The sequence below is a fragment of the Pseudomonas sp. F2 genome, from assembly GCF_057174385.1.
Genome location: NZ_CM169904.1, coordinates 2,353,163 through 2,369,699 on the forward strand (window position 1 = coordinate 2,353,163; position 16,537 = coordinate 2,369,699).

18 protein-coding genes and 2 pseudogenes are annotated in these 16,537 nt (G+C 56.3%); 12 read left to right on the forward strand and 8 right to left on the reverse strand.

Going from position 1 to position 16,537, the window contains the following annotated elements; genetic code table 11:
- Positions 1-76: 76 nt before the first annotated feature.
- The 3 genes and pseudogenes from AC193Q_RS10325 to AC193Q_RS10335 all read right to left on the reverse strand — a co-directional run bounded on the left by AC193Q_RS10325 (position 77) and on the right by AC193Q_RS10335 (position 1,660).
- Entirely contained in the window at positions 77-601 is a 525-nt protein-coding gene (locus AC193Q_RS10325; protein ID WP_483879481.1) for a hypothetical protein, read from the reverse strand.
- A gap of 147 nt (positions 602-748) precedes the next feature.
- Positions 749-859, reverse strand: a pseudogene (locus tag AC193Q_RS10330) (PAAR domain-containing protein); the annotation flags it as partial.
- Positions 860-994: 135 nt separating this feature from the next.
- Complete coding sequence (locus AC193Q_RS10335) at positions 995-1,660, reverse strand: ribonuclease T2 (RefSeq protein ID WP_483879482.1); 666 nt, start codon at positions 1,658-1,660, stop codon at positions 995-997.
- Positions 1,661-1,825: 165 nt separating this feature from the next.
- Here AC193Q_RS10335 and AC193Q_RS10340 point away from each other — a divergent pair, with 165 nt between their 5' ends.
- The 6 genes from AC193Q_RS10340 to AC193Q_RS10365 all read left to right on the forward strand — a co-directional run bounded on the left by AC193Q_RS10340 (position 1,826) and on the right by AC193Q_RS10365 (position 7,107).
- A complete protein-coding gene (locus tag AC193Q_RS10340) occupies positions 1,826-2,296 on the forward strand; it encodes a hypothetical protein (RefSeq protein ID WP_047293177.1) in 471 nt (156 codons plus the stop codon).
- A gap of 102 nt (positions 2,297-2,398) precedes the next feature.
- Positions 2,399-4,105, forward strand: a complete 1,707-nt coding sequence (locus AC193Q_RS10345) for a copper resistance system multicopper oxidase (RefSeq protein WP_483879483.1) — start codon at positions 2,399-2,401, stop codon at positions 4,103-4,105.
- Positions 4,106-4,116: 11 nt separating this feature from the next.
- Entirely contained in the window at positions 4,117-4,983 is an 867-nt protein-coding gene (locus AC193Q_RS10350) for a copper resistance protein B (protein WP_483879484.1), read from the forward strand.
- Between the two features lie 32 nt (positions 4,984-5,015).
- Entirely contained in the window at positions 5,016-5,390 is a 375-nt protein-coding gene (copC, locus tag AC193Q_RS10355; RefSeq protein WP_476286779.1) for a copper homeostasis periplasmic binding protein CopC, read from the forward strand.
- Between the two features lie 3 nt (positions 5,391-5,393).
- Positions 5,394-6,263, forward strand: coding sequence for a copper homeostasis membrane protein CopD (gene copD, locus AC193Q_RS10360; RefSeq protein WP_483879485.1), 870 nt, complete (start codon positions 5,394-5,396; stop codon positions 6,261-6,263).
- Positions 6,264-6,321: 58 nt separating this feature from the next.
- Entirely contained in the window at positions 6,322-7,107 is a 786-nt protein-coding gene (locus AC193Q_RS10365; protein WP_483879486.1) for a transporter substrate-binding domain-containing protein, read from the forward strand.
- A gap of 132 nt (positions 7,108-7,239) precedes the next feature.
- On the opposite strand, the gene AC193Q_RS10370 is transcribed toward AC193Q_RS10365, so the two are convergent.
- The 5 genes and pseudogenes from AC193Q_RS10370 to AC193Q_RS10390 all read right to left on the reverse strand — a co-directional run bounded on the left by AC193Q_RS10370 (position 7,240) and on the right by AC193Q_RS10390 (position 11,212).
- Positions 7,240-7,455, reverse strand: a complete 216-nt coding sequence (locus AC193Q_RS10370; RefSeq protein WP_047293172.1) for a hypothetical protein — start codon at positions 7,453-7,455, stop codon at positions 7,240-7,242.
- A gap of 102 nt (positions 7,456-7,557) precedes the next feature.
- The gene (gene rimA / locus AC193Q_RS10375) at positions 7,558-8,337 is read right to left on the reverse strand and encodes a S6 modification regulatory phosphodiesterase RimA (RefSeq protein WP_047293171.1); all 780 of its coding nucleotides are present in this window, start codon (positions 8,335-8,337) and stop codon (positions 7,558-7,560) included.
- Positions 8,338-8,473: 136 nt separating this feature from the next.
- The gene (locus AC193Q_RS10380; RefSeq protein ID WP_373557813.1) at positions 8,474-9,346 is read right to left on the reverse strand and encodes a methyl-accepting chemotaxis protein; all 873 of its coding nucleotides are present in this window, start codon (positions 9,344-9,346) and stop codon (positions 8,474-8,476) included.
- A 33-nt stretch (positions 9,347-9,379) separates the two neighbouring features.
- A pseudogene (locus AC193Q_RS10385) lies at positions 9,380-10,408 on the reverse strand (methyl-accepting chemotaxis protein); the annotation flags it as partial.
- A gap of 441 nt (positions 10,409-10,849) precedes the next feature.
- Positions 10,850-11,212 (reverse strand): DUF6124 family protein, encoded by a 363-nt coding sequence (locus AC193Q_RS10390; RefSeq protein WP_121186299.1) that lies wholly within the window; start codon positions 11,210-11,212, stop codon positions 10,850-10,852.
- An 876-nt stretch (positions 11,213-12,088) separates the two neighbouring features.
- Between AC193Q_RS10390 and AC193Q_RS10395 the strand changes: the two genes are divergently transcribed.
- The 6 genes from AC193Q_RS10395 to AC193Q_RS10420 all read left to right on the forward strand — a co-directional run bounded on the left by AC193Q_RS10395 (position 12,089) and on the right by AC193Q_RS10420 (position 16,463).
- A complete protein-coding gene (locus tag AC193Q_RS10395) occupies positions 12,089-12,319 on the forward strand; it encodes a hypothetical protein (protein WP_121186301.1) in 231 nt (76 codons plus the stop codon).
- Positions 12,320-12,408: 89 nt separating this feature from the next.
- A complete protein-coding gene (locus tag AC193Q_RS10400; protein WP_121186303.1) occupies positions 12,409-12,759 on the forward strand; it encodes a DUF7079 family protein in 351 nt (116 codons plus the stop codon).
- A 1,049-nt stretch (positions 12,760-13,808) separates the two neighbouring features.
- On the forward strand, positions 13,809-14,024 hold the full coding sequence (locus tag AC193Q_RS10405) for a hypothetical protein (protein WP_483879487.1): 216 nt from the start codon (positions 13,809-13,811) through the stop codon (positions 14,022-14,024).
- A 291-nt stretch (positions 14,025-14,315) separates the two neighbouring features.
- Positions 14,316-15,383 carry a DUF4062 domain-containing protein gene (locus AC193Q_RS10410; protein WP_483879488.1) on the forward strand — a complete coding sequence of 356 codons (1,068 nt, stop codon included), beginning with the start codon at positions 14,316-14,318 and terminating at the stop codon, positions 15,381-15,383.
- A 568-nt stretch (positions 15,384-15,951) separates the two neighbouring features.
- Positions 15,952-16,158 (forward strand): hypothetical protein, encoded by a 207-nt coding sequence (locus AC193Q_RS10415; RefSeq protein ID WP_483879489.1) that lies wholly within the window; start codon positions 15,952-15,954, stop codon positions 16,156-16,158.
- An 8-nt stretch (positions 16,159-16,166) separates the two neighbouring features.
- Positions 16,167-16,463 (forward strand): hypothetical protein, encoded by a 297-nt coding sequence (locus tag AC193Q_RS10420; protein WP_483879490.1) that lies wholly within the window; start codon positions 16,167-16,169, stop codon positions 16,461-16,463.
- Positions 16,464-16,537 lie beyond the last annotated feature (74 nt).

Sequence of the window (16,537 nt, forward strand, 5' to 3'; positions counted from 1 at the left end):
TATTTTCAGAGGTCGTTTTGCAGGTGATCGCCCTCGCGTATCTGCGCAGGGCATTCGCGCAGGGCACCAGTGGCAGCTATCGGGGTTTGTTGATTTCCCGCAGTAGATCCGCGACCGGCAGGTTCATGGTGTTTGAGTAGTAGGGTTTATAGCCGTACGCGGTGACGACGACTTTGCAGGGGATTTGTTGTTTGTTGGCGAGGAGTTGATTCAGCTCTGCCACCGAGAGATTTCTTTCAGAACTCCGGTTGCTTGAAGTTTCAATCAAGAATGCGCGAGTGAGATAGGAAAACTTGGCCTTGTTGTTTTCATTTTTTTCCGAGCGTATCAAACCGGTGGCGGAAAACTGTATGGCTTTGCCTACTGAGAAATCATGATCATCCGCCAATGCGCAATGAAGCATGCCCGAAATCACCCCAACTCGCTCTCCGCGATCAAAAAGATCCAACACATCAACGTCCGACTGATACCGGATGACGTATAGCAGCGACTTTTCTCTTTCCACAGACTCGAAGCTCAGGTTTGCGGGAGGCTTTACGTGGTTCTTCGCACAACCAGAGCAAATAGCGAGTAAAACGCAAAGGAGTAGCCTGTACATCATGGAAACTCCTTCATGATTGAGTCAAAAAGCATATCGCCTGCCGGCTTGCCCCGGCGATACGGGCAGTAAACAACCCCAAAGCATTTGCATAATTTGTGTCTACATTGACGTTTAATGAAGGGCCAAAGGAGATAAGCCACTTTTCACCAATCCGTCGAAATTCACATTCGGCGAGCCACTGGCAATCGGATTGGTGCCATGTCCCGGGAGTGGGCAGGCGGTCGGATCGGTGACGCGGGCGGCGGGTTTTCCGCTCATGAACAGCTCCTTGCCGTGTTGCGGGTCATCCTTTTGGGGGCGCAAGCATGCGTGAATTTCCAGGTTGCTTCAAACCTCCAGGCAAAAAAAGGCGCCCGATCGAGGCGCCTTTTTCATTCGTGCAAACCACTCACATCAACGCGACGGCGGCACCCGAATATCCCCCGCCCGGCACTGGGTCTTCACGCCCTTGCCGCAGGCACCGAACTGCAGATCCTTGCCCATGCACACCCGCACTTCCGAGAGTTCCGGGCCGCTGCAGATCACCGCGATGCCATTGGCCGGGATGCCCGGGTTGGCCTTGCGGAACAGGTCGGCGATTTCCTGGGCTTCGAAATAATACGAGGAACTGAACGGCTGCAGCTCTTGCGGGATCTTCACCGCGCCCACCGCTTTGTCCGCCTCATCCAGATAGCCCATCGCGCCCAGACCGCTGCAAGTGCCGTGCTTGGACCATTCGTGATCAAGCAGTTTTTTGGTCGGAAACAGCGTCAGACCTTTGGTCGTCTCCGCCGCCGACAGCGTGGTCAAGGGTGGGCAGGATTCGGGCCAGCCGCCATTGGCGTATTGCGGCCACAAACCGTGCAGCACGAAGCCGTAACCCTTGCCGGAACATTGCACGTCATCTTTGTGAGTGAGGCAAAAGGTCGGGGACCAGGACAGCGTCAGCAGGTAGTAATCGAACTGCCCCGCCACCGCTTCCGTTTGCACCTTGCTGGCGTGCGACTGACGCGCCGAACTCAGGCCGATGTTACCGGCCGTCAGCGCGATCAGCGCCAGAATTGTAAACAGCTTTTTCATGTACCCGCTCCTTGGGACGCCTGCGTCCGTGGTTTTTGATGCTGACCAGACTTGGCCAGCGCTGATTTCGCCATGCTTGTGTTGCAAGCGCATGACGCAAGGCAAGACCGTACGCCGTTGAAAGGTCTACGATTAACAGGCAGACATCAAACCAAGGGATCCGAAATGAGTAAAGCAGACGAACTCGCCGCCAAACTCAAGCAAACCCGGCACACCCACGCGGATGCCGCGCTGGAGATCGATTGCTGGCCGGCGCAGGTCTATGACCTGTACCACCGCATCGAGGCCTGGCTGCAGCCCGTCACCGAAGTCGGCCTGAAAATCCGCCGCAACCCGACCCACGTTTGCGAAAGCTCACCTGATGGCGAAAGCCACGATTACGCGATCGACCAACTGGTGATCGAAGCCAACCAGCAAACCCTGACCTTTGATCCCATCGCCCGGTTTACCGAGGACGGCGCCGGCCGCGTGCAGATCACCCTGCCGGATCGCAACACCTCCCTGCTGCGCACCGTCGATGAACATCATGAAAGCCATTGGTGGTTGCAAACGGTGGAAACCGGACAGGAGCTGGATGCGATTGCGCTGACCGAGAACAATCTGTTGCAGGTGGTGCAGGAAGGGCTCGGCCTGTAACGCGGGCGGGTAAACTGTCAAAACTGTAATCCCGCCCTCAGCCAACTGAAAGCCAGCGCTGGTTAGCCTCCCCGTCATGTTTCAAACGGGGACTTCCAGCGCATGCCTTCCAACACTTCAAGACGCACCTTCGTCAAAGGCCTCGCCGCCGGCGGCCTGCTCGGCGGCCTCGGTCTGTGGCGCGCGCCGGTCTGGGCGCTGAGCGGGCCAGGGCAGATCAATGAGCTGAGCGGCAGCGAGTTCGAGCTGTTCATCGGCGAAACCCCGGTCAACTTCACCGGCAGCCCGCGCACTGCGCTGACCATCAATGGCAGCCTGCCCGGTCCGCTGTTGCGCTGGCGCGAAGGCGACACGGTGACGCTGCGGGTGCGTAATCGGCTCAAGGACAGCACTTCGATTCACTGGCACGGCATCCTGCTGCCGGCCAACATGGACGGCGTGCCGGGTCTGAGTTTTCACGGCATCGAACCGGGTGGCGTGTATGTTTACCAGTTCAAGGTGCGGCAGCACGGCACTTACTGGTATCACAGCCACTCCGGCTTGCAGGAACAGGTCGGGGTCTACGGGCCGTTGGTGATCGATGCGAAAGAACCGGAGCCGTTCCACTACGACCGTGACTACGTGGTGATGCTCAGCGACTGGACCGACGAAGACCCGGCCAGCCTGATGAAGACCCTGAAAAAGCAGTCCGATTACTACAACTACCACAAGCGCACGGTTGGCGATTTCATCGACGACGTCAGCGACAAAGGCTGGAGCGCCACCGTCGCCGATCGCACGATGTGGGCGCAAATGAAGATGAACCCCACCGACATCGCCGACGTCAGTGGCGCCACCTACACCTTCCTGATCAACGGCCACGCTCCTGACTCGAATTGGACCGGCCTGTTTCGCCCCGGCGAAAAACTGCGCCTGCGCCTGATCAACGGCTCGGCCATGACCTACTTCGACGTGCGCATACCCGGGCTGAAAATGACCGTGGTGGCAGCGGACGGTTTGCACGTCAAACCGGTCAGCGTCGATGAACTGCGTATCGCGGTGGCGGAAACCTACGACGTGATCGTCGAACCCGCCGCCGACGCTTATACCCTGTTCGCCCAGGCCATGGACCGCAGCGGTTACGCCCGCGCCACCCTCGCGTCCCGCGCCGGTCTGACGGCCCCGCTGCCAGCGCTGGATTCGCGCCCATTGGTGACCATGGACGACATGGGCATGGGTGGCATGGACCACGGCTCGATGGACATGAGCGACATGGCGGGCATGGACCACTCGGCGATGGGCCCGATGCAATCGCACCCCGCCAGCGAAAAAGACAACCCGCTGGTGGACATGCAAGCCATGACCCCCACACCGAAACTCGACGATCCCGGCCTCGGGCTGCGCAACAACGGTCGTCGCGTGCTGACTTACGCCGATCTTCGCAGCACCTTCGACGACCCGGACGGCCGCGATCCCGGGCGCACGATCGAGCTGCACCTGACCGGGCACATGGAGAAGTTCGCCTGGTCATTCAACGGCATCAAGTTCTCCGACGCCGAGCCGCTGCGCCTGAAGTACGGTGAGCGCATCCGCCTAGTGCTGGTCAACGACACGATGATGACCCACCCCATCCACCTGCACGGTATGTGGAGCGATCTGGAAGACGAAAACGGCAACTTCCAGGTGCGCAAACACACCATCGACATGCCCCCCGGTACCCGTCGCAGTTACCGGGTCACGGCCGATGCACTGGGTCGTTGGGCCTATCACTGCCATCTGCTTTATCACATGGAAACCGGCATGTTCCGCGAAGTGCGGGTGGAAGAATGAAGGGGCTGATGATGACTCGATTTGCAGCGTTCTCCGTGTTGTTCATCGGCACCTCCGTCATGGCCGCCAACGACATGCAAGGCATGGATCACAGCCAGATGCCCGGCATGGATCACTCGATGCAAAGCATGGACGACGGCATGATGCAGCCTGCCGCCCCCACTGAAAGCCGCACGCCGATCCCGGCGCTGACCGACGCCGACCGCGCCGCCGTGTTCGCCAGCCCCGGCGGCCATCAGGTGCATGACAGCGCGATCAACAGCTACTTCCTCGCCGACAAACTTGAATGGCAAAACGCCGATGACGGCAGCGCTTTGGCCTGGGATCTGTCCGGCTGGATCGGCGGCGACATCGATCGCCTGTGGCTGCGTTCCGAAGGCGAACGCAGCAACGGCAAGACCGAGGACGCCGAGCTCCAGGCATTGTGGGGCCATGCGATTTCGCCGTGGTGGGACGTGGTCAGCGGCGTACGTCAGGACTTCAAACCCGGCGCCGCACAAACCTGGGCCGCGTTCGGTCTGCAGGGCATGGCGCTGTACAACTTCGAAGCCGAGGCCACGGCGTTTCTTGGTGAGGGCGGACAAAGCGCACTGCGGCTGGAAGGCGACTACGACATTCTGCTGACCAACCGGCTGATCCTGCAGCCCACCGCCGAACTCAACGTCTATGGCAAAAACGACCCGCAACGAGGCCTTGGTTCCGGCCTGTCGAACACTGAAGCCGGCCTGCGCCTGCGCTACGAAATCCGCCGCGAATTTGCGCCGTACCTCGGCGTGACGTGGAACCGCACCTACGGCAACACCGCCGATTACGCCCGCGAAGAAGGCGAGGATCGCAGCGAAGCACGCCTCGTGCTCGGTGTGCGGCTGTGGTTTTGAATTCCCACTGAAAAACACCCCAGAGGTCTTGCATGCGCACGTTGAATATCACCCTTGTACTCGCCAGCGGATTGCTCCTGAGCACCCTCGCCCAGGCCCACCCGAAACTGCTGTCATCAACCCCGGCCGAAGGTGCTGACGGCGCAGCGCCGGACAAGATCGAGCTGCACTTTTCCGAAAACCTGTTGACCCGGTTCTCCGGCGCCAAACTGGTGATGACCGAGATGCCCGGCATGGCCCATTCACCGATGCCGATGAAGGCCAGAGTCAGCGCTGGCAGCGACCCGAAATCCATGCTCGTCACCCCGCTCGCGCCGTTGCCTGCCGGCACCTACCAGGTCGAGTGGCGCGCGGTGTCGTCCGACACGCACCCGATCACCGGCAACGTCACGTTCAAAGTGAAGTGAGCGATGGCTGAACTGATCAACATCATTCTGCGCCTGGGGTTGTATGTGGATTTGCTGCTGTTGTTCGGGGTGGGGTTGTTTACGCTGTACAGCGCCAACGCCGACCTGCGCTCTGGCCCGATGCTGCGTGGACTGGCGTTGATCGGGGCACTGCTGTCAGTGGCTGGACTGGTGCTGATGACAAGCACCATGAGTGGCGAAACCGAACTCGCCGCGCTCTGGCCGCATCTGCAGATGATGCTGCTGGAAACGGACGTCGGGCTGGCGTGGGCGCTGCGCATGATTGCGCTGATCGTGGTGCTGATTCAGCCGGGGAAGTGGCTCGAGTCGACTGCCGGCGCGGTTGTCCTCAGCTCCCTTGCGTGGAGTGGGCACGGGGCCATGGACGAGGGCTCGCTGCGGGTCTGGCATTTCCTCAGCGACATCCTGCATCTGTTGGCGGCGGGTGCGTGGTTGGGGGGGATGCTGGCGCTGGTGCTGCTGGCACGGGGTCGCGTGGATGAAGCGCGGATTCGCCTGCTGGCTGAGGCGGTGAAACGCTTCGAATGGGTCGGCGCGACGATTGTGCTGACGCTCTCAGTGAGCGGCGTGGTGAATTACCTGTTCATCGTCGGCCCGAGGCTGGATGACGTGCTGCTCGGCACTTACGGCGTATTGCTGGCGATCAAGGTCGTGCTGTTTGCCGGGATGCTGGTATTGGCCGCGCTGAACCGCTTCCACCTTGGGCCGGCGCTGGCGCGATCACTACGCGATGGACAGCACGTCATCGCGGCGAACGCACTCAGACGCAGTGTGCTGCTGGAACTGGGCATGGCCCTGCTGATCGTGGCGCTGGTGGCGTGGCTCGGCACGTTGAGTCCGGACGCGGGATGACACCCGCGAAGGCCTTTCACTACACTGGCTCACCGTCCTCTGCAGAAGCCCGATGTTCATGACCATTCTAAAAAGCACGATGATCCTTTGCGGCGCGCTGACCCTGGCCGCAGGTGTGCAAGCCCAGGAAGCCACTTCGCACCTCGACAGCATCCAGCAACAAGGCCAACTGCGTGTCTGCACCACTGGCGACTACAAGCCCTACACCTTCAAGCGCGCCGACGGCGAATTTGAAGGCATCGACATCGCCATGGCGCGCTCGCTGGCCGACAGCCTCGGGGTCAAGGTCGAGTGGGTGCAGACCACCTGGAAAACCCTGATGCCGGACATGCAGGCCGGCAAGTGCGACATCGGCATGGGCGGCATTTCGGTGACGCTGGAACGGCAGAAAAAAGCCTTCTTCAGCAACACCCTCGACAGCGACGGCAAGATCCCGCTGGTGCGCTGCGCCGACCAAGCCAAATATCAGACCATCGAGCAGATCAACCAGCCAGACGTACGTCTGGTGGAACCGGCCGGCGGTACCAACGAAGCCTTCGTCCACGCTTTCCTGCCCAAGGCCCGACTGGCCCTGCACGACAACGTGACGATCTTCCAGCAACTGCTCGACAACCAGGCCGACGTGATGATCACCGACGCCTCGGAAGCGCTGTATCAGCAGAAACTCAAACCGGGGTTGTGCGCAGTGAATCCGCACCAATACATGCAGTACGGCGAGAAAGCTTATCTGCTGCCGCGTGATGACATCAGCTGGAAGCTGTACGTCGATCAGTGGCTGCATCTGAGCAAAGTCACTGGCAGTTATCAGAAGGTCATTGGTGAGTGGCTGGCAGTGCCGCAGTAATCGTCCAGGCACAAACAGTTGTGGCGAGGGAGCTTGCTCCCGCTGGACTGCGCAGCAGGCCTTCTTTTGAGGCGCCGCTTCGCGCCGCAGCGGGAGCAAGCTCCCTTGCCACAGGTTCAGCCTCGATTTTGATCAATCATCATGCAACATCCCGGAGCTGTACTGATTCAAGCTGCTGCCAATGCTGTTGCCGCCAAACTTCAGGGTCGTGGCATGACTGCGCCCTTCGGGCGACTGACAATCCGCAGAAAAACAACTGGTGGTGGTCAAGCCACCGGCGCCCGAACAGGCACTCAATACCGAGACAGTTGCAGCGATCAACAGCACTTTGACGACAGCGGCGCGCATGGTATGGCTCCCCTTGGGATGATCTTGTGCAAGCATCCTAGGCGTTCACCGCACCCGGCAAGATGAAACCTGGCTGATCGACAGCACGGGTTCAGCTTCGCATCACACCGCCCGCCACGCCCCGGCAGGAATCTGTGCCATCGCCTCGAACGCCGGTTTGGCGAACCAGAATCCCTGCATCAGATAAATCCCGCAGTCAGCGAGGAAATCCCGCTCCTCCGGGTGCTCGATGCCCTCGGCAATCACCTCGATCCCCAGTTCGGTACACATGCCCACCACGCCCCGCACAATTGCCTGACGTACGCGGTCGCGGTGAATACCGCGTATCAGCGCCATGTCCAGTTTGATCAGATCCGGTTGAAAGTCCGCCAGCAGATTCAACCCGGAATACCCCGCACCGAAGTCATCAATGGCGGTCTTGAAACCAAACTCGCGGTACTCACGCAGGATGTTCATCAAGTGCTTGTTGCTTTCAACGTGCTCACCCTCGACCGCTTCGAAGATCAGCCGCTCGAGCGGAAACGCATGCGCACGCGCCGCCTCCAGCGTGCTGCGGATGCACAGGTCCGGGCGATAAACCGCGTTGGGCAGGAAGTTGATCGAGAGAAAACCGGTGAGGCCCAGCTGCGCGGCGGTGGAGATTGCCCGCACGCGGCACAGTTGATCGAAGCGATAGCGGTTCTGGTCATCGACCTGCTGCAGCACCGACAGCGCCCCTTCGCCCTGCACGCCCCGGACCAACGCCTCGTGGGCGAAGGTTGATTGATCACGCACATCGACAATCGGCTGGAACGCGAAGGAGAACGCCATGTCGGCCTCGCCTTTTTGCCGGCAGCCTTGGCACCCCCCGCTGGGCTGGGGGAAAATGGGTGTATTGGTCATGACGCCCCCTGAGAGCGGGTTGCAACCATCCATGGCCCAGAAAAAAATCACTGCACGGACCGGGTGGCGCCGCGTGGCGGCCCCCGCTTATACAGGCTGACCGGTCAATTCCGGCCAAGTTCATTGCGAAATGCCATCAGGTGCGGAAATGCGCCGTCATGCGTTGCAAGTCCTGCCCCAGCGACGCCAGCTCAAGGGTCGCGGCAGCACTTTCTTCGCTGGCGACGGCCGACTGATCAGCCACATCGCGCACGCTGACGATGCTGCGATTGATCTCATCGGCCACCGCACTTTGCTGCTCGGCGGCGGCGGAAATCTGCAGGCTCATTTGCTGGATCGTACCGATCGACTGGTTGATCTCGGTAATCGCCTGCTCGGCCTTCTGCGCCAGCACCACGGTGTCCAGCGTGCGTTCGCGGCTGGATGTCATCAGTGTAGAGGCCGCTTGCGTGCCCTGCTGCAAGGTGACAATCAGCGCTTCGATTTCCTTGGTCGAATCCTGGGTGCGCTGCGCCAGCGAACGCACTTCATCGGCAACCACGGCAAAACCACGGCCTTGCTCCCCCGCCCGCGCCGCTTCAATCGCCGCGTTCAGCGCCAACAGGTTGGTCTGCTCGGCGACAGCCTTGATCACATCGATGACCTTGCCGATCTGCTCACTGTCCTGGGACAGCACGTTCATCGCCGCGCCCAGGTCCTCGATTGCCACCGACAGTTCGCTGATCTGCACAGTCGCCTGCTTGACCACCGCGCTGCCGTGACGTGCCTGCTGATCGGCCAGGGTCGCGGCGGCCGATGCGTCGGTGGTGTTGCGTGCGACTTCCTGCACCGTCGAGGCCATTTCGTGCATCGCCGTGGCGACCTGATCCACCTCGACTTTCTGCTGGCGCACACCGGCGCTGGTCTGCTCGCTCATCGCCGAAAGCTTCTCGGCCGACGTCGAAATATGGGTCACGCCGTTACCGATCCCCTGCACCAGCGTGTTCAGACTTTGCGCCATGTCCTGCATCGCGTTTTGCAGATCGCCCAACTCATCCTTACGGCTGGATTTGGCTTGCACCGTCAGATCGCCCTTGGCAATCCGCCGCGCCAGTTCCACCGTCAGCGCCAGCGGCCCGGTGATCTGCCGCGAGATCAACACCGCAGCCAACAAACCGACCACCAGCGCCAGCACGGTCAGCACGGCAATCTGGATAAAGGCACGATGTTGATCGTCCCGCGCCAGACGCTGCTGGGTGTCCATCAGCCCGGTCATGATGCTGTCCATCGCCTGGCTCTGTTGATCCACCTGCTGGCGCAGGCTCTGCTTCTGCTCGAACAGCGCGGCGACCTCCATCAGCACCTCGCGATAACGCCGGATCCCGGCCTGCGCCTCTTCAAGCTGACTCGACAGGGCCGCCGGCAACCCGCTGCGCGCCTTGCTCATGTCCGTCAGAAACGTATCGGTGGTGTCCAGCAGCACCTGCTTGTTGGCCTCGCTCGGCACGGCGATATAACGCCGCAGCATCAGACGAAACATCGTCATGCCATTGCGCAGATCCGCCACCGTGCGCAAGTCCGCCACCCGCGCACTGTCGGCTGACGCCAACGCACTGGCCGTGGCGCTCTCGAACAGCCTGTTGAAGGTCTCGGCGTACTTGTCCGACATCGCCCCCAACGGTTTCAGCGCATCGCTGGTGGCCTTGTCCGCCTCGACCAGGCGCTTAACCTGCTGATCGTAAGCCAGCGTGGTGTCCTGCAAACGCTTCAAGGCCTGCTGGTTTTCCGCCCGCGTCAGAGTCTGCAAGGCCTTGGCGATCAGCCCTTGCAACACATTCAACTGCGACTGATAAGCCTCGGCATAAGTGACATCCGCCGCCGCTTCGTATTGCTTCTCCGACAGACGCATGTCCTGCGTCGCATCGTTGAGCGTGCCGATCAGACGCGTGGTGTCCAGGCGATCCACCAGCACATTGCTGCTGCTGTAGCCAATGAAGGCCACCGCTCCCACCGCCAGCAACAGAACGCCAAACCCGGCCCCCAACTTTCGAGAAACCTTGATGTTGCCCAGAAAACTCGATGCTTCTGCCATGTTCAGCCTCTAACGCCCTGACGCGATTCAACGTCAGGCACAAAAAATTTATCTCAGGCAACCGCAATTGCCGCTCATATTCGGGGGGCGTCATCCTGAGCAAATGGCGGACAGCTCCAACTGTCCCGGCTGCAACAGACTGACGCGAAAAACCGTACCCACGGCGCACGCACCAGCGGACAAATCCAGGGTTTGCGCTGGATTTATCGTTTCAGCAGAGGTGTTGGAGCAGATGCTATAAATTTTGGGAAAAGTTGTACAACTTTATATTTTTGTATAATCGTTGAACTTTTTTGAGCGCATGATGACGCATTGCCATCATTTTTTGTGGCACATCGCTATTGCTGCGAAATCAGGCTGAAACCTGCCATTTCGGCGGTTGGTTTGCGCATCGACTGAGCGCCCTCCGCGACCCCGCCGCTTGCCACGGAGGGCAGCGATCTACGCTTTGAGCTCGACGTTATCCAGCGCCTGATTCACCGCCAACTCCCCCAACATCACCACCTGCGCAATACCCAACAGCGTCTTGCGGTGCGAGACATCCAGCAACGCGGCGAAATCGTTGAGCATGGTGGTGGCGGAACCCAAGGACTCGCTGGCATTGGCGAGCAGGGATTCGGTGTCGTAGGCCGGGTTGGCGAGGAACATCGGTCTGGATTGATCACCGCTGGCCATGATCTGGCTGGTTGGGGTGAGGTAGTGATCAAGGGCGCGCTCGGCGGCTTCGTGGAGTTTGCGGGAATCGAGGGATTCGTAGGGGGATGCGGGGTTGGTTTCTGGTGGGTTGGGTGTTGGTTTGAACATGGATGGAGCCTCTAGTGCGAATACTAAAAGGAGCCATCACCCTCGCTACCAAACGATAGGTGGCGGCCATACGCGGGTTGGTAGACCGGTCGCACTAGAACCCGGCGCCCACGAATGAGCCCCACGCATGACCACCATGAAATCGGAGTCCTGGAAAGGACTGCACACGGTGACGCCATGAGTCTAGAAACGAAACGGGCTACCAAACCCGGACACTGTTTTCAGTGACGTAGGGACGATAGAACCTGCGGGCTAGACGCACAAGCCGGGGGATTCTGTCTTAGGTGTAGGGGATGGTGCAAGGTGGTGTAGGAGCGGGACTGCGACAGCGGGCCTCATTTAAACAAATGTGGAAGTAATCGTTTGGAAGGAGCTTGAGGAGTACTGCATTTAAATCACAGCGGCAAACTGGCTGCAGCGATCATCAGACTAATTCAGCCTGGGGAATGAAAGCGTTTCAAGCATATGTTGCTAAGGCTGCTTGCTCAGAAGGCCTGTTAAACCGGGTAGCCGCTACCGCATGAGTGGATGTAGTCCTGTCTTACGCCAAGTGGCGTCGGACAGATCAATCTGTCGTACAGAGTTGTGCTTTTAAAGCCCAACTGATAAATATTCGCCTGCAAGGCATATTGACATCACTGGGAGAAGCAAGGATGAGCGACAAGAATTTCCGCATAACGTTTACTCGCGGTACGAACTCTTCGGTAATTACTACCAGTGTACGAGCGAGCAGTGCGAGTCAGGCAAAGGAAAAAATCAAGGAACGAGAGCGCGGTCAGGCAAAAATCATTTCTGCAGTAGAAACCTAAAACCAACAGATTACCTGCATAGCAAGCTCATATTATCGCTGTGAGCTTGCTTACCTGAGGAAAAAGCATGGACGACGAGATTCAGGAAAAAAGCGGACCTTCTTTCAACGAGTCGCTGGATAAAATGATGGGCGAAGCGTGGAGTGAAGTTAAGGATGATTTTTCCCATGGTACGGGTATGGACCGGGCTGCTTCGGCGGCAAAGCTGGTCGGCAAAGGGTCCTTTTATCTAGGTGTTAAATTTATTCAAAATCTACCTAATGCCATCGAGAAAATGAAAGAGAAGCAGGCAAAATAGTGCTGAGCTGTGCCTCTAAAAATTGGCGGCTTTATCTAAATAAACTCGCCAATTTTTTACCCGATGTTTCTCTTGGCATGGAACGTTCAATGATGGATGAGGAACTCGCTTACGTCTATTGGGCGCTATCTGACGATTTTGTTGATACAGAAGTTGATTACGAAGCTATTGCGCGCCAAACCGAAGACTATGACCCTGATGAAATCAGGCGAATTCTTTATCATGAGGTAGCGCCTGTCTGTCATACGAACCTTGAGACGGTGATTCCAATGATATGGTCAGCATTCAATTTAGAAAACTTGAAAGCTGACATAAATGAAATGCTGAAGGCAAGAGAGAAAAGCAACTTCCGCCGACAGCGGGACAGGCTAGTAATACGCTGGCTAAAATTCAGATATGGCTACATCTGGAAGGAAATCCAAAAACACTATCAAAAATAAATCCCCCCCCCACACACACACACAAAAAAAAAACAAAGTCAGTACACCCATTTCCCTGCAACGAGTTAAAGGAGTAAGAAATGGCCCACATAACAGACAACTGCGTAGGTCAGATTTATTTACTACCAAGCATCCACTATTACTGAGCAAAGAAGACAGACCTCCACCAGCCTCCAAACCCGTCCGCCCCCCATTCCTAATAAACTCCCCCACCTTCCAGCCCCACCCAATCCAGAACCGCCAATGTCCCTTATCTCCGCCACACCCGCCCCACTCTCCCGCCGCTTCGCCGTCGCCCCGATGATGGATAGGATCTACTTTCGCTGACTACCCTATAAATAAAGGCCCATAAACCCACTCTGCATATCGCGTACCACCTCTGTACCAGCAATATTCGCTGCCATGTCTGGCTCCTCCCTCCTAATCCGCTCTAGCAAATTTAAGCATCCGCTTTCCGCTCCAATCACCGGCACTATCGTTGCCGCAGAATCAGTCCTCATTGAAAGCCTCTCGAGCTGGTGATGAGGATTCTATTGCCTTCATCCGATCAACTATTTTCAATGCTTCCAGCGGTGTCGGTTAGAGACAGGCGAAGCTGGTGACACTTCCGGTGACAGTATGCGATCTGTGTGGAAGCGCCCGGACTGGCCTCCTTCCATCAACAATACTGGCTTTTCAGGTTGACCCATGGGGAAAAGGTAATTTAGGGAATTTTCTTTTTAATTAGAGAGATAAACCAATAAAATCAGTGACTTAAGTGAATTATATGAAAGTAATAATATGGTAAGAAAAAGGTTAGACAATTACCATGGACGCTAGTAATTCCACCCCCATGGAAAACCCTTTAAAATCATAACCTTGAAAGAATATTACCTCCAGTCTTACCAAATATTACCCATTGAGGTAATACACCAAAGCCTCGATTTACAAGGGCTACAGCCCCTTTCCCGCATCGCCTTACCAAAATTACCCTTTCCCCGCCCTCGACCTTAAATTGGCCATTCCGACTGCGCTGCTATGCCTCTAGTTTTACGAATGGAGTCGTTGCCATGGGCAGTGAATATTCCCTCGCCACAGTCCTCGAAAAAATTTACGAAAATCAGATAGCCTTAGAAGCCGCGATCATGGAACTGACATTGCTGGCCGAAGGAGAAGGCTTCACCGATACTGGCGAGAATATCCGCTCGGCTCTTGGGCGAATTGGCGAGAATGCCGGTTTTATTAAGCAAGGCATGGCACGCTTGATAGCGCAGGAAAAGGACTGATTGGATGAGATCTGCGGTGGTGGGGCTGGCGCCGTGGGTAGATCAGCAAAATGCGGTAGATGTCGGAGGTAATGTGCGGGATCGCTTCACACATCTGGCGAAATCGCAGGGTATGTCAAACAAACCTTGGCTCGTCTCAGAGGAGTCCGTTAAATTTGTCGAATGACCAGTTAAAGGAAGTCCAATCGTTCGCTCTGCAAGGATGGCAATAACGTTGAGTCAGCCACGCCAAGCCTCTCAATCTGCTGAACCATTCTTTACCGCCCATTTATAAGTACAGGAAGACAAGTAATGGCTACACCTAGAGTTTTTGTCAGTTCAACATGCTACGATCTTGCTGATGAACGTGATGGTATGATTTCTTTTTGCAAAAGTTTTGGCTTCGACACAGCATTAAGTGAAAGAGGAGATGTTTTTTACCATCCCGACTTGCACACTCACACTGCATGTATAAGAGAGACTAGCAACTGCCAAATATTTATTCTTATAATCGGCGGGCGTTTCGGCGGAAAATACATAGCAGACAAAACTAAATCTATAACAAATGCGGAATACATCGCAGCTCGAGAGCAGGGAATTCCGATTTTCACCTTCATAAAACAAGACGTACTTAATGATCATAATGTTTGGCAGCGAAATAAAGATCAGTCTTTCGCCAAAGAAATTAAATTTCCATCAATAGACAAACAAGAACACGCGATTGATATTTTCAACTTTATCGATCAAGTAAGACAAGCCCCTAACAACAACGGCTTTTTTGGATTCAACCTGAACAAAGAAATATTCGAGCATCTTAGAAAACAATGGGCAGGTATGTTTTTCGACTATTTACAAACCCGCTCACTGGCGAAGCAGTTCTCTACGACGAATCAGACGCTCGCCGCACTGACTGCCGCGTCAGAAAAAATTGAAGAGATTGTCAAAGGAATCTATCAAAATGTTGAAGGTGCAGGCGCAACGGAAGCGCTGAATACGATGGATCTTGAAGGTGAAGCAAGAGAGATGTTTGCGGTGATGGGCAACAAAATCGGCGATCGATTTTATTTATCTCAATCTGATATAGATAGCGCGATAGATAATCCACCTTTGCCGTGGTACACGATTTTTACGAAGCACGGTTATTTCTTTGAACTACAAGAAAGTCTAGAAGATGATGGCCTTTTAGGTCTCTCCCTTTCCTATGTTGGCTCTTCGCTAGTTAAGCTTTCTGGAAGACTAACCAAGCTAGAGCAAGCAGAGCTAGATATATTCCAATTGCAGTACGAATCGTTCCGACGCTTATCAAGCACTTCAAGGCGAAAAATAATCGAGAATCATGTATTTATAAGCAAAGACCCTGAGATAAAAATAGTTTACTAAAGCTCTCTCACCAGTTCAGGGCGTCAGTTCTAAAACTGCCTGACGCCTTGGCTGACAAAAATGTAGAAAGCTTATCGATTTTGTTAAGCTGTGAAACCTTCACTCACGCCACAATCCTTGCTGGGTGGCCACCGAAATGGTTATTTCAATCTTTTGGCTCAATGAAAGCAGGGACTTCGGTAAATATCCCGTTCTCGAGGGGCCACCGTACATCGTGTAAGCGGGCGTCACACCCCTGCAAAACGTTGCATTCCGTGAAATGGCCGATTATTCGCTAAGACTCCCGGGCCGCCTACGCCGCAGGGATGCCTGTACTACCTACGAATTTGCAAAAAAAAAGAAGCAGGCTCCGTCGGCGGGAGGGGGATAAGTGCTTTTTCAGCCATTTTTTCTTGTGGCAGCTGAATTTCCCTGGGCAGCCTAGCGACCGCCGATTGCCGTCAGTCGCCTGATCGGTGTTGAGGGATTCCCCTATCGTTATACTGTTTTTATATACAGCATTCTGAGAGGGTAAGCATGGTCGATGAATAGACAATCTGCGCGAACTATTAACCCGGAGCCATCCGCGATGGCGCAGTGGCATGTCATGCTGCCGGATGAGGCCGCGTTGCTAGCAATGCCTGGTGCCCACCACAAAACATTGCCTAGGCAAGCCCATGCGCTGCACCAGAGTCACGTCATTGATTCTGATCACCTTAGCGAGTTGTTGGAGATGGCAGACGCTGCGCTTGCCTATGCCGTTGAGTCGCAGCTCGATCTTGGCGTTGACGCGTAGGAGGAATCATGCACGTACTGGTTACACCCATGCGTTTACGCGGTGTCGCGCTAGATCCCAAAGAGCGGCGCCGCTATCCGGCGATCCGGGGCAACGTCATGGTCAACTCTACTAACTGTCATGAGCTAGGCAGAGCTGCCAACGTCGCACGCGTCGAGATGGGAATGCCGCTTGATCCGGATCCCTTGCCACCGCTTCTAGACGCAACGCTGGCAGGAATGGCCGTCACGGGCTTTGTGTTGAGTGGTATTGAGTACGTCGATGGTTGCGCATACGCTCAGTCTTGGTGGTGTAGGCAGGGGTAATCATTCGTGAAAAACCGACGCTTAGCGCGTGACTGGCAACCATTGGATCAGATGTGATAAACGAAAAGATGCCT